The 13,550-nt window shown below is 39.8% G+C and carries 15 protein-coding genes; 9 read left to right on the plus strand and 6 right to left on the minus strand.

The genetic code is table 11. The features are described from left to right. Positions 1 to 15: 15 nt before the first annotated feature. From O0V13_RS13765 to O0V13_RS13780, 4 genes are all read right to left on the minus strand, one after another. Positions 16 to 891 (minus strand): NAD kinase, encoded by an 876-nt coding sequence (locus tag O0V13_RS13765; RefSeq protein WP_268035546.1) that lies wholly within the window; start codon positions 889 to 891, stop codon positions 16 to 18. 3 nt (positions 892 to 894) lie between these two features. Next, entirely contained in the window at positions 895 to 1,560 is a 666-nt protein-coding gene (locus O0V13_RS13770) for a CBS domain-containing protein (protein ID WP_268035547.1), read from the minus strand. A 93-nt stretch (positions 1,561 to 1,653) separates the two neighbouring features. Further along, positions 1,654 to 2,850: a chromate efflux transporter gene (gene chrA / locus O0V13_RS13775; protein ID WP_268035548.1), complete on the minus strand. Its 1,197-nt coding sequence runs from the start codon at positions 2,848 to 2,850 to the stop codon at positions 1,654 to 1,656. Position 2,851: 1 nt separating this feature from the next. Then, a complete protein-coding gene (locus O0V13_RS13780) occupies positions 2,852 to 3,832 on the minus strand; it encodes an isopenicillin N synthase family dioxygenase (protein ID WP_268035653.1) in 981 nt (326 codons plus the stop codon). A 68-nt stretch (positions 3,833 to 3,900) separates the two neighbouring features. Between O0V13_RS13780 and O0V13_RS13785 the strand changes: the two genes are divergently transcribed. Together O0V13_RS13785 and serS are read left to right on the plus strand one after the other, a co-directional pair. Beyond that, positions 3,901 to 4,671 carry a hypothetical protein gene (locus O0V13_RS13785; protein ID WP_268035549.1) on the plus strand — a complete coding sequence of 257 codons (771 nt, stop codon included), beginning with the start codon at positions 3,901 to 3,903 and terminating at the stop codon, positions 4,669 to 4,671. Between the two features lie 39 nt (positions 4,672 to 4,710). Continuing rightward, the gene (gene serS, locus O0V13_RS13790; protein ID WP_268035550.1) at positions 4,711 to 5,982 is read left to right on the plus strand and encodes a serine--tRNA ligase; all 1,272 of its coding nucleotides are present in this window, start codon (positions 4,711 to 4,713) and stop codon (positions 5,980 to 5,982) included. A gap of 94 nt (positions 5,983 to 6,076) precedes the next feature. On the opposite strand, the gene O0V13_RS13795 is transcribed toward serS, so the two are convergent. After that, on the minus strand, positions 6,077 to 6,394 hold the full coding sequence (locus tag O0V13_RS13795) for a hypothetical protein (protein ID WP_268035551.1): 318 nt from the start codon (positions 6,392 to 6,394) through the stop codon (positions 6,077 to 6,079). 71 nt (positions 6,395 to 6,465) lie between these two features. Beyond that, positions 6,466 to 8,262, minus strand: a complete 1,797-nt coding sequence (locus tag O0V13_RS13800; protein WP_268035552.1) for an ABC transporter ATP-binding protein — start codon at positions 8,260 to 8,262, stop codon at positions 6,466 to 6,468. Positions 8,263 to 8,409: 147 nt separating this feature from the next. On the opposite strand from O0V13_RS13800, the gene O0V13_RS13805 reads away from it, so the two are divergent. From O0V13_RS13805 to coaE, 7 genes are all read left to right on the plus strand, one after another. Continuing rightward, entirely contained in the window at positions 8,410 to 9,510 is a 1,101-nt protein-coding gene (locus O0V13_RS13805; RefSeq protein WP_326492731.1) for a Glu/Leu/Phe/Val dehydrogenase dimerization domain-containing protein, read from the plus strand. Positions 9,511 to 9,627: 117 nt separating this feature from the next. After that, on the plus strand, positions 9,628 to 10,812 hold the full coding sequence (locus O0V13_RS13810) for a transcription antitermination protein NusB (RefSeq protein ID WP_268035553.1): 1,185 nt from the start codon (positions 9,628 to 9,630) through the stop codon (positions 10,810 to 10,812). Between the two features lie 7 nt (positions 10,813 to 10,819). Continuing rightward, positions 10,820 to 11,119 (plus strand): YtxH domain-containing protein, encoded by a 300-nt coding sequence (locus O0V13_RS13815; RefSeq protein WP_073572534.1) that lies wholly within the window; start codon positions 10,820 to 10,822, stop codon positions 11,117 to 11,119. A gap of 1 nt (position 11,120) precedes the next feature. Next, positions 11,121 to 11,663, plus strand: a complete 543-nt coding sequence (locus O0V13_RS13820) for a DUF1573 domain-containing protein (RefSeq protein ID WP_268035554.1) — start codon at positions 11,121 to 11,123, stop codon at positions 11,661 to 11,663. A 3-nt stretch (positions 11,664 to 11,666) separates the two neighbouring features. Next, positions 11,667 to 11,978 (plus strand): preprotein translocase subunit YajC, encoded by a 312-nt coding sequence (gene yajC, locus O0V13_RS13825; protein ID WP_268035555.1) that lies wholly within the window; start codon positions 11,667 to 11,669, stop codon positions 11,976 to 11,978. Between the two features lie 9 nt (positions 11,979 to 11,987). Beyond that, positions 11,988 to 12,953, plus strand: coding sequence for a YbbR-like domain-containing protein (locus O0V13_RS13830; RefSeq protein ID WP_268035556.1), 966 nt, complete (start codon positions 11,988 to 11,990; stop codon positions 12,951 to 12,953). Continuing rightward, on the plus strand, positions 12,946 to 13,539 hold the full coding sequence (gene coaE, locus O0V13_RS13835; protein ID WP_268035557.1) for a dephospho-CoA kinase: 594 nt from the start codon (positions 12,946 to 12,948) through the stop codon (positions 13,537 to 13,539). The genes O0V13_RS13830 and coaE overlap by 8 nt, the downstream gene beginning before the upstream one ends. Positions 13,540 to 13,550: the final 11 nt, after the last annotated feature.

The raw sequence follows: 13,550 nt of genomic DNA on the forward strand, positions 1-13,550 counted from the left end.
TTAGCTTTAAAAGCCTTAATTCCTCATATCGAAGCCCCAATTTAGTTTATACCTAAGAGTATCAAAAAAATTGTAGGTAGGTAGTTTGACCAATCTTGCGTGAAAGCGCTCTTTTTTGACCATCAACTTCAAATCTGATGAAATGGAGGTCGACCTTGAATCTAACGAAATCAAGAATTTTTCAGCTCTTCCTTCAATTTCAAATGTTATCTCACTTTCATCCGAAACAATGATCGGTCTTACATTTAAATTGTGTGGACTAACTGGAGTAATTACTAAATTTTTTGCTTCTGGAGAGATCAAAGGACCTCCACAACTCAAAGAATACCCTGTTGATCCTGTTGGGGTGGCTACGATCAATCCATCTGCCCAATAACTGTTCAGGTATTTTCCATCAATATAGGTATGAACTGTAATCATGGATGAGGTATCTCTTTTATGAATTGTAAACTCATTCAAGCCAAAGTTGATGCCATTGAAAAGTCTTCGATTGCAATTTAATGAAACGAGTGTTCGCTTTTCTATTTGGTAATTATTTTCACTTAAGTGAGCAACTGCCTCATGAATCATGTCGGTTGCAACAGTAGCCAAAAATCCCAGCCTACCTGTATTCAATCCTAAAATGGGTGCTTCCAATTCTCCCACTTGACAAACCGAGTCCAATAAGGTTCCGTCTCCCCCTATTGAAATCAAGAAATCCATTTGACCCATATCATCAGTCCCATCAAGGAGCCAATAGCTTAGTCCGATATTTCCATGCATTCTGAGCTGCCTGTCAAACTGCTCGGTGACAAATACATCGAAATTGTGATTATGTAGGGCGGTAAATAGTGTCCTGACGTCTTCTAGAAATTCTATTTTCAGAGTCAAGCCATGCAATGCGACTTTCATTCCTTAAATATCTAAAAATCTCAGCAAGTTACCGATCCGGTCTTCTTCACTGCTGATTCCAGTTTCTTCTTGGTAGTGGTCCAGTATTTTATATCCGAAGCGCTCAAAAGTAGCCTTGATATGTCGAGGTTCTGGTTGGTCTAATTTTAAGGTCAATTTGATTTTCGCATCATCCAAAGGATCACTTGTCATGAAAGAACTCAAAATTTTTGTGTTTTCAGACTCTACGATCCGTGCGATTTCGGCCAAAGAATAATCCGTCATATTCATTGATAATATCATGACGGATCCTTGGGATTGAATGGATAAGCTATCGGCAAAAGCTGCAATCGCATCCTCCATCGTCACTACCCCTAAGTAGGTCAATTCTCGATCAACAACAGCAACGATATTGGAATCAAACTCCGAGCTGGCCTTCAAAACATCATAAATATGCTTATCGCTGAACACCCAGCAATCGGTCTGATCCGGCTCGATTTCACCAATTGATTTCTCTGGATCGTTGATCTCGTAAATCATTTCTTCACTCAAAAGTCCTAAGAATTTACCTTGATCCACCACAGGTAATCTATCTGTGCGAATTTCTTCCATCCAAGCCAATGCCATCTTGGTTTTGTCCGTCAGTTTAAGAGGTGGTATAAGGTTATTGATAAATTCGAAGGCCTGCATTGAAGAAAGATAGCGAATGATTTAGATTTATAAAACGTCAAATGGCCCTTTCTTGTTCCTGTTGTTGCAAAGTGCTCTTGTAGTGGAGGGTATTTAAAAGAAATAATTGAAAATAACTCCTAAGAATATACCTCCGACAATAATCCAAGGCGAGGCGATTTTGGTAAACTGGAGAATGCTGTAAGTTCCCAAAATCATAAAAATATTGAGCAAGTTTGCCTCTAAGGGCTCAAATAATAAATAGGCTGCTGCGATCAACATTCCGCAAGAAACCGCATTGATTCCCTCCAAAGCTGCTCTGACTGGACGGTATTTTTTTAGCTGATCCCAAAAGCGAATTACAAAGAATATCATGAAAATACCGGGAAGGAAGATTCCTGCTGCTGCTATCAAACCTCCGGTCAGGAATCCAACCAGTCCAAATTCTTTCATAGAAAAGGCACCAACATAGGATGAAAATGAAAATGTGGGTCCGGGAACTCCTTGGGAAATGGCATATCCAGTCAAGAATTCTTCCGAGTTGAGAAAATGCTTAAAATCTACAAACTCGGTGTATAAATAAGGAACTAAAACCTGTCCTCCCCCAAAAATCAAACTTCCATTTCTGTAGAAGTTCTCAAATAATATGACCGGCTGATACATGGTTGATGCACCTAAAATCGCAGCAAAAGCCAATACGCCTCCCCAGAGGTAGAAGTTGGACCATTGGATGACCAAAGGTTCATCTTTTTCCAGTTTGGGTTGTTTTTTATACTTGATTGAGGTGCTGAGTCCTCCAATAATCAACAGAGCCGGAAACACATATGGAGAACTATAGAAAAATGAAACAAATGTAGAGATCAAAACCAGTACCATCGCTTCGGTGGTTTGGATCATTTTTGAAATGGTTTTTTGAGCTGCGTAAATAATAAAGCCAATTGCCATGGGTTGAATAAACTTGGCGAAATTCAGTGCTCCGGGGGTGTTTTCTTCCAAAAAGTAAATGACTGCTGCCGCCGCTGTCATGATTAAGGTTGCCGGAATAATCCAGACCAATAGAGCTAAATATGCCAAATTAGGACCTCCAACCCGAAAACCAATGGCAGAAACCAACTGGGTGGAAGAAGGGCCGGGAAGCATATTGCAAAGTGCATTGAGCTCCCAAAGTTCTTCTTCTGTAATGTAATTTCTGGCTTTGACCATTCGGTCTAAGAGCATTGCCAAAAAAGCTTGAGGTCCACCAAAAGCAGTCAAAGAAAGGGTCAGAATGTCCCTTAGAAATAGGTAGTATCTGACCCTTTTTATAGACATATTATTTACGAAGTCCTAGTTCGCGAAGTCTTTCTTCCAAAAACTCACCAGCTGTGGCATCTTCAAATTGTTTAGGATGCTCAGCATCAATGCAGCTTTCCAGACAAGTCAGATCCATCTCAGATCTGGGATGCATGAAGAATGGAATAGAATAGCGACTTGTATTCATCAATTCGCGTGGTGGGTTTACTACTCTGTGAATGGTGGATTTCAATTTTTTATTCGTCAATCTCTCCAACATATCGCCCACATTCACGACCAATTGATCAGGAAGTGCAGTGATCGGGATCCATTTGCCATCTTTTCTCAAAACTTGAAGTCCATCAGCACTTGCACCCATCAAAAGGGTGATCAAATTGATGTCTCCATGCTCCGCGGCACGTACTGCATCTTCAGGGACTTCATCAGGATTGGTGATAGGGAAATAGTGAATTTGTCTCAAAATGGAATTTCCGTAGGCTACTTTATCCTCAAAGTAATCTTCTGGCAATTCTAAATTCAAAGCGATAGCCTGAAGCATGGCTTTTCCTGCTTTTTCCAAAGTTTGGTAAGCTTCCACAGCATCATTTTGGAATTGCGGGATTTCGGAAGGCCAAACGTTTGCCGGGTATTCGGACTTCACAGAATCGGTATCTGGTATAAATTCCAGTTCTTGTCCTACGTGATAAAATTCCTTAAGATCTCCGGTATTTCTACCTTTTGCATGCTCTTTACCTTTGCCGGTGTAACCTCTTTGATACCCTATCTCCGGCTTTTCATAGTTGGCCTTGGTCTCATCATCCAACGCAAAGAATGATTTGATTGAAGCATAAAGTCTGTCTTGTAGGTCTTGTGTCAAACCATGGTTTTTGATTGCCACAAAACCGATGTTTTGATAAGCTTCGCCCAATTTTTTGACAAATTCGGCTTTTTTAGATGGATTTCCCGCCGTGAAATCAGCCAAGTCCAGGCTAGGTATCTCATCAAATAGAATGTCCATGATTATTTCTGTTAGCTATGAATCCGAAATTTTGTCTAAAAATAATACCTTTAGTTTCAAAACCCCGCACTATGAAAAAAAACCTGATTTGGACCATAGCTCTTCTTCTTATAATTGGAGCCTGTAGTGAGGAGCGCAAAAAAATTAATGAAAGTGTCGTTGATTTGCCAGGGGATTCACTGACAGTAAATCCTGAAAAACCCAAGGTGAGTTTTTACCAATATGAAGATGTTGATTCCTACCCTGATGCGATATTGGAATTGTATACACCTTTAGGGAATCAGATTTTTCGTCCGGGTAAGGTGCCTTTTGAATTTAATATCAAAAATTATCCATTTGAGGAAGAGGTATCAGATCGATTTTTATTATTCAATATTTTGAATGGTAGTGATCCAGCAGGATTTCGTACTCCTATTTTTCAGAGAGAACTAGAAGAAGGCAGCTATAGAGTGGTTGCCTATTTGGTAGATGAGGAAGGTCTTGCCTTAAAGAATTTTGGGAATTATGTGGATAGAGACTTTCAGGTAGGGGAGTCCAGGCCCTTCCCATATTCAGCAGAGCCTTATTTGGCGGTCAATTTTCCCAGAAACAATCAAATAGTGGATGCAGAACATGAGTTGATTGTAGACTTTTTGGTAGTGGGAGGAGATATGAAATTGGATGGACTGAAGGTTCATATTCAAATAGGAGATTATTCCTACGAAATAGATCATATGGCACCTGTTCGAGTAGCAAACCTTCCTACTGGAAACTATCAAGCCCATATCAAATTGCTTAGAAGTAATGGAGAAGAATTAGAAGGGCCATTCTCTTCTGTTTCGAAGTCCATCATTGTAAGATAAGTCCCTATCTTTGCAGCTTTCTAAAGTATAATTATTCTCATGCTATTAGTAAATCAAATCCGAGAGAACTTCGAGACCATATTAGCAGGTCTTCAAAAACGAAATTTCCCAAATGCTGAAACAATCCTTCAGGAAGTGATCCAGCTAGATGATCAGCGTAAATCATCCCAAACTCAAAGGGACCAGATTCAGGCTGAATCCAATTCGATTTCGAAGCAGATCGGCATGTTGATGAAAGAAGGTAAACGAGAGGAAGCCGAGCATGCAAAAGCAAGAACGGCAGAGATTAAATCTCAAATCAAAGAGCTAGATGAAGAAAATTCTCAGGCTGAAGAGTCTTTGAAGGCTTTGTTGTACACAATTCCAAACGTTCCACACGCATCAGTTCCAGTTGGAAAAGCTGCGGAGGACAATGAAGTTGTATTAGAGCATGGCTCTATACCTACACTTTCCGATGATAAATTGCCGCATTGGGAATTGATCAAGAAATACGATATCATTGATTTCGATCTTGGTGTGAAAATCACAGGAGCTGGATTTCCAGTCTACAAAGGAAAAGGAGCAAGATTGCAGAGAGCGCTGATCAATTTCTTCCTTGATGAAGCCATTGCGGCAGGGTATTATGAGGTGCAGCCTCCGATCTTGGTCAATGAAGATTCTGGATATGGAACTGGACAGTTGCCGGACAAAGAAGGGCAGATGTATCATGCAACTGCTGATAATTTATATTTGATCCCCACCGCTGAGGTACCCATCACTAATTTGTATAGAGATGTAATTCTTTCTGAGGAGGAATTGCCTGTCAAAAATGTAGGCCATACTCCATGCTTCAGAAGAGAAGCAGGTTCTTGGGGAGCGCACGTGAGAGGCTTGAACAGATTGCATCAATTTGATAAAGTAGAGATCGTTCAGATTACCCATCCTGATAAATCTTATGAGGTGTTGGAAGAAATGAGCCAGCACGTTCAAGGGCTTTTGAAAAAGCTAGAGCTTCCTTACAGAGTATTGAGATTGTGTGGAGGAGACATGGGCTTTACATCTGCCTTGACTTTTGATATGGAAGTATTCTCAGCGGCGCAGGAAAGATGGTTGGAGGTGAGTTCAGTTTCTAATTTCGAAACTTATCAATCCAACCGATTGAAATTGAGGTTCAAAGGAGCGGATAAGAAAACTCAATTGGCACACTCCCTGAATGGCTCAGCTTTGGCTTTGCCTAGGATTGTAGCTGCGATATTGGAAAACAATCAGACTCCTGAGGGAATCAATATGCCTAAGGTACTTCATCCGTACTTAGGTTTTGATAAAATATAAGTTTCAAGAAATACGATTAGGCCCCCAAGAGTTCTGAACTCTTGAGGGGCTTTTTTCTTTCATATACGACTATTCTTTTGGAGAACTTTACCATTTACTTTTTGCCGAAGAGCGCCTTGAACGCTAGACCAATTTGCCTCAAACCTTCTTTGAATAGACCTTTGGACTCTTGGAATTTTGGTTCAAATTCTTCCTTCTTCTCTTTAAATTCCTTTTCCAACAACTCTTTCCCCTTTTTCAGCTCCTCTTCAAGAGTTGTCTTGTTGGATTTGAGGTCCTCGATTTTCTTTTCGATTTCCTCTTTTACATCGGCACCTGCATCAGCGCCCTTTTTGATTAATTCCTCGATTTTATCTCCTATTTCTTGAAGAGTCTCCTCGATATCGCTGATTCCTTTTTTACTTGTGGTCATAGCTAAAAATCTGATTTTAATTGAATTATCAAGTTAAAGAAATAAAAAATTAGAAATCAACAACTTACAGATTAAAGATCATTGTCAACTGATTCTCCGGCCTGCGTTTGTTTTTCATAAAGCTCAGCATAGACACCCTTTTGACTCATTAAAGTTTCATGGTTTCCACGTTCGATAATCTTTCCATCATCCAGCACAATGATCTGATCAGCAAGCTTGGCAGAAGATACCCTATGAGAAATAATCACAGAGGTTCTATCTTTCATGATCTTCTTCAAAGCTTCCAGAATGACATTTTCAGTCTTTGTATCCACAGCTGACAAACAATCATCCAAAATCAGAATCTTAGGCTCCTTAGCAATTGCTCGGGCAATAGAAACTCGCTGCTTTTGTCCACCAGATAGCGTAATTCCCCTCTCCCCTAACATGGTTTCAAAGCCCTTCGGAAAATCAACAATATTTTGGTAGACATCTGCATCCTTAGCTGCCTGATGAATGATAGACTGATCAGGCTTATCCAAACCAAAAGCGATATTATTTCCAATTGTGTCTGAAAACAAAAATACATCTTGAGGAACGTACCCAATACTTTTTCTCAAATGTGATATATTATAAGCCTGGATATTTTTACCATCAATTTTAATTTCACCATTTTTTGGGTCATACATCCTCATCAGTAAGTTGGCAATAGTTGACTTACCAGATCCGGTAGTCCCGATGATTCCCAATGTTTGACCTGCTTTGATTTCGAAACTCACATCATCCAGAGCTTTAATACCAGAATCAGGATAAACAAATGTCAAATCTTTTACCTGAATTCCACCATCAATCGAAGTTTTTATATTCTCTGTACTGATGATATCATTTTTCTCATCCAAAAATTCATTGATCCTAGTCTGAGAAGCAGCTGCTCTTTGCACGATACTCGTTACCCATCCCAACGAAGTCACAGGCCAGGTAAGCATATTCACATATAGAATAAACTCCGCTATTACACCGTAACCAATTTCTCCATTGATTACTTGAATTCCTCCGACATACACAGTAATGATGGTCGAGATTCCTACTAATGCCATGATCAGTGGAAAGAATAAAGCATTTACTCGGGTCAAGCGAATAGACTTTTCTTTGTAGTCTTCGCTGGCATCTGCAAAGTCTCTGACACTGTCATTTTCTCTGACAAACGCTTTTAGAACACGAATCCCTGAAAATGCCTCCTGTACAAAGGTGCTCAATCCGGAAAGGCTTCTCTGGATCTTTTCTGATCGTTCATTGATCAGGTTGTTTACGAAATAAATACTGATAGAAAGTACCGGCAAAGGCAACAAGGCATAAAGAGTCAATTCAGGATTGACCATAACCATGTAACTTATCACCAAAGGAAATAGAATCAGTAGATTCAATCCGTACATAATGGCTGGACCCAAATACATTCTAACCCTACTCACATCTTCTGTGATTCGGGCCATCAGGTCTCCTGTACTATTTTTTCTATAAAAGCTTAAAGGGAGACTTTGATACTTTTCATAGATCTCGTTTTTGATGTCATATTCGACTCTTCGGGACATGATGATGATAGTCTGGCGGATAAGAAAAAGGAAAAAACCTCTTAAAAGAGCCATCACCAGAATCAAAACACCAAAGACCAAGACATATTTTAAGAAATTATCTCGGGCCAAATCACCCATTCCGCCTTGCTCTAATGGCTTAAAAATGGAAAAACTCTCCACCACATAATCTATGGCAAGCCTTACCAGTTGAGCTGGAATTATTACGAAAATGTTTGAGATTACCGTAAAAAGTATTCCCAACAGCAACAATCCCTTGTACTTGTACAAATATTTATTGAGTCTCCAGAGTGGCTTCACCAAATAAAAACTTTAAAATCGAGGAAATAGATTGATTATTCTAGGTATATTAATCCTTTGTAGGCCAATAAAAGTATTTAATTTTGTACCGGCCTTTTTATTAAAGGAGCAACCCAAATATAACACATTCTAAAAAGCGAAGTTCACATGTTAGAGATTAAAGCTTCAGAAACCGTGAAAGAAGGATCCATATTTGGTCAGATCACCCAGATGGACCATGAGCAATTAGTTATTTGCCATGATGAGGCGACCGGCCTCAAAGCATTGATCGGAATCCATAATACTACTTTAGGTCCTGCCCTTGGCGGAACCCGCATGTGGCCTTATGCTACCGAGGAAGAGGCAATTACCGACGTTTTAAGACTTTCCAGAGGAATGACATTCAAAAATGCATTGGCTGGATTGAATCTTGGAGGTGGTAAAGCCGTCATTATCGGTGACCCTAAATTGAAAAACGAAGCCTTCTTGAGAAGATTCGGGCGATTTGTTCAAAGCTTGGGTGGAAGATATGTAACCGCAGAAGATGTTAACATGAAAACATCTGACATGGAATACATCGGGATGGAAACCAAGCATGTAACAGGTCTACCAGAAATCAAAGGTGGAGGTGGAGACCCTTCTCCTGTGACAGCTTTTGGTACCTATATGGGAATGAAGGCGGCTGCCAACAAGGCTTTCGGATCAGACTCATTGGAAGGAAAGAAAATCTGCGTTCAAGGTGTTGGGCAAGTTGGTCAATACCTTATCAAGCATTTGGTAAAAGAAGGTGCAGAAGTGATGATCACTGACATCTTTGAAGACAAACTGAAGTCCGTTGCTAAAGAAACTGGTGCCGTAGCCATCGACCCAAACGTCATTTATGATTTGGATATGGATATCTATGCTCCATGTGCTTTGGGAGCTACTATCAATGATGAAACAATTGATCGCCTGAAGTGTGCTGTCATAGCTGGTGGCGCAAATAACCAATTGAAAGACGAAGCCAAGCATGGTCAAATTCTTTTGGAAAAAGGAATTATCTATGCTCCTGACTTCCTAATCAATGCGGGTGGCGTGATCAATGTCGGCGCTGAATATTTTGGCGGATACAATAGAGATATCGTTTACAAGCAAACTGAAAAGATTTATGACACCTGCTTGAGTATTTTGAATAAATCTGAAAATGAGCAAATCCCTGCTCAACAAGCTGCAATTGCAGCTGCTAAAGAAAGAATTGAGGCGATTGGAAGAGTAAAACTTCCTTTCTAAACCTAGTCATAACAAATCCTTAAACCACCAGGGGCTACTTCTGGTGGTTTTTTTGTCCATATTCGGGTGGGAGAAGCCCATCCAAATTGTCTATATTTGCAGCTAGTTCTTAGACTTATGCTAAACAGAAGAATCCTCAGGGTCAAAGCTTTTCAAAACCTTTATGCCTATGAGCAGTGCAAGGGGTCCAATTTCAACCTTGCAAAAGATTTCATACGGGAATCATTTCTACCTGACCTCAACAGTATGGAGGTCCAGGATAAAGCCGCCCTCAACCGAGATGCTGACGCTACTATTCAATTATTTGAAAGAGGCGTAGACAGCAAAGACTTGATCAAAGACGCAGAGACAAATCCAAAAATCAAGAAAGTAGCATTGGAAGCTATTCAGCAGTTCCACAATGCCAACAAAAAAGACCAAGAGTTTTTGTTGAAAAACATGGTGGTCTCTGCAGAAAGAATCCCTCAACTCTATATCCTTCCCATTGAGCTGCTTCAGGCTTTCGCTCAACACGTCTCTAATGAATTTGAGAAAAAGAAGAAATTTCAAGGAGGCGGAGCAGTAGGATTCTCAAGTGATTTGAACCTGGCAAATAATCAAGTTCTTAAAAATCTAAGAGAATCTAATGCCTACCAAGCAGCTGTTGCCATCAACAATGTGGACTTGGAAGAAATCGAGCTGGAGATCAAAGAATGGTTTAGAGACTATATCAAGCCATCTGAAACATATCAAGAGTATTTAAAAATCACAGATCCTACAATAGAGGATGATTTAAATGCCGCAGATGAACTTTTGAAGAAGATTTTGTTCAAAAACGACGTAATTTTGAACTACTTCTCAGAAAAAGACCTTAATTGGACAGAGAATAAGTCTGTAGTTAGAAGTTTGGCTTCCAAAGTATTGAAAAATGCAGCCAATCTGAATGAAGAATCTGATGGTCAACTTCCTGAGATCGCAATGAACTGGGATGAGGATAAGGAGTTTTTTCAAAATATCTTTAACTTCACCATTGAGAGTAACAAAGAAAACAAGGCTTTGATTTCTCAAAAAACGAAAAACTGGGATATTGACCGTCTGGCATTTACTGACAAAATAATCATTTCTATGGCGATTACAGAAATGCAGCGTTTCCCAAGTATTCCTGTAAAAGTGAGTATCAATGAGTATATTGATATCTCAAAAACATACAGCACTCCAAAGAGTAAGCAATTTGTCAATGGGCTGCTGGATGTGATGGCCAAGGAGTTAACCGACAGCGGAAAAATCCGTAAGAGTGGACGAGGACTTTTGGACAATAAATAAAAATACTATGAGCAAAAACAGTAATTCACTCCTTGCATTTGTTATTGGCGCTGGTGTAGGCGCAGCAATGGGTGTACTTTTCGCACCAGATAGCGGTTCAAATACCCGAGACAGACTTTCTTATAGACTTTCCAAGTACAAAAAGGAATTGGAAGATCTAATCGAGGAATTAGTCGAAGGAAAAGAATTACACCTAAATGAAGCTAAAACTGAAGGCAAGCGTGTCATTAGCGAAGCTAAAAACAAAGCAGAAAACCTGCTGAATGATGTAAACAAACTAATCGACCAAATAAACAAAGACAATTGATATGAAGGCGAGACTATTAAGTGTAGCTGCATTGACCCTAATGATCGGATTGGGATCTGCCTGTAGCCAAAAAACAGATCAGGATGCCAAAATCCAAGCTCTAGAGGATAAAATCGCTCAACTAGAGTCAAAAGGTTCTTCCATCACTCCAGTAAATGCCCAAAGTACTGCAGCAGCTGATCCTAGCACATTGGGAGCATTTGGATTTTCAGAAATGGAATATGAATTCGGAACAATCAATGAAGGACAGGTAGTAGAACATGTCTTCAACTTTACCAATAATGGCGAAGCTCCATTGGTGATTTCAAACATCACTGCTTCTTGTGGATGTACTAGTCCTGACTGGACCAAGACTCCTATCAATCCAGGGGAAGAAGGTTTTGTAAAAGTAGTATTCAACTCTACTGCAAAATCTGGTGCTCAAGCACCAACAGTAACAATTCAGGCTAACACAAACCCTACTGTAACTCGATTGAGAATGCGCGGTACTGTAACACCTAAAGTTGGTGGTGCTGCAAATCCAGTTGGTCCAGTAAAAAGATAATCAATGACAGCAGTAATTTTGGCGCAAGCTTCGGCTGGCGGTGCAGGCATTATGGGCCAGGTATTTCTCTTCGGATCCATCATATTGATCATGTATTTCTTTATGATCCGTCCACAGCAGAAAAAACAAAAGGAAACAAAGAAATTTATTGAGGAAATCAAAAAAGGAGACGATGTCGTTACCATCGGCGGAATCCATGGAAAAGTTAGCTCTGTAGAAGGAGACGCTGTTTTCCTAGAATTGGACAGAGGCCTCAAGGTAAAAGTTGAAAAATCAGCCATCTCTCTGGATTTCTCCAAAAAACCAACCAAATAAGATTGAATTTTGCCGGAAACTAAAAAGTCCCCGACGGGGATTTCTCCAAAAAAACTCTCTAATCTAAAAGTGGTAGTCCTCTGTGTAGCAGCGGCTACCACTTTTTGGATTTTAAACGCCCTAAATAAGGACGATTATACTACTATTGTCGATTTTCCGGTAGAGTTCGAATACAATCAGGAAAACTTCATGGCAGTGAAAGACCTTCCCAAAACCGTTGAAATAGAAATCTCTGGAAATGGTTGGGATCTTTTGAGGAAATATTTCAATATCAACAACACCCCATATACCATAGAATTGGAAAACCCTTCTTCACAGTCGTATATGCTGACAGCAGATCTAAAAAGAGGGCTTTCTGAATTCCTTTCTCCTACTCAGCTAGTCTCCATGGTTCAGGATTCTCTGGATTTTGAAATTGATAAAATCCAGACCATTCGACTTACTCCAGTTTTGGACTCAATGAGCTATACACTGGGCAAAAATTACCGAATGTTGGAAAAACCAACCTTTGATCCTAGCCAAATCACCGTCACAGGCCCTACCTCTCTTCTTGAAGTTTTAGAGGGTAAATATCCCGTGAAATTAAATGAAAGTAGGATCGAGCAGGACTTGAGCAAGGAAGTTAACTTGGAAGTCCCGAAAGAATATGAAGACCTTATCTCAATTAAAGAGAGCACTATCGTAGTCACCCTGGACGTAGTTGGATTTTTTGAGGGGAATAAAAGACTGAGAGTCAGGAAAGAAAACTTCCCTAAAAATGTGAGTCTGGAAATCGAAAACCCTACCATCATGATGTATTATTTGGTAGATGAAAGACGAACAGATGAATTGAAAGAAATTGAATTTGAAGCAGTATTGGATTACTCCAAAAGAAACAAACAAGATTCAACCATTTCAGTCCAAATCAAACCACTTCCGGAATACCTTGATCAGGTTCGTATTGAGCCCTCTCTTTTAAACCTCAAATATGAGTAATCCAAAATTGGTGGGATTGACCGGTGGCATTGGATCAGGAAAATCTACAGTTGCCAAAATTTTTGAAATCCTCCACATACCAGTCTATTACGCAGATGACAGAGCCAAATGGCTCATGAGCTTTGACGAGAAATTGAAATCCAAAATAAAGGAGGCATTTGGACCTGAAAGTTATGATTCTGAAGGCTCCTTAAATCGAAGTTATCTCGCTTCCACCGTATTTTCTGATCCCGAAAAAGTAAAGCAAATCAATAGCCTTGTACATCCGGCAGTTGGAAAAGACTTTGAAAATTGGGTATATGAGCAGAAAGGACCTTATGTACTCAAAGAGGCGGCTCTGATTTTTGAAACCGGTGGTGAAAAAAAATTGGATGCAGTCATCAATGTCAGTTCCCCTCTCAAAATTCGGATTTCCCGGGTATTGATGCGAGACCCTCATCGATCTTTGGATCAAATTAATCAGATTATTGACCAGCAAATGCCTGATGAAGAGAAAAATGAAAAAGCTGATTACGTTATCAAAAATACGGACACCAAAATGTTGATCCCTCAAGTGTTGTCCATTCACCAACAGTTGACTACCTGAAAATTGTTGAA

Source organism: Algoriphagus sp. PAP.12 (assembly GCF_026652115.1).
Taxonomy (GTDB): Bacteria; Bacteroidota; Bacteroidia; order Cytophagales; family Cyclobacteriaceae; genus Algoriphagus.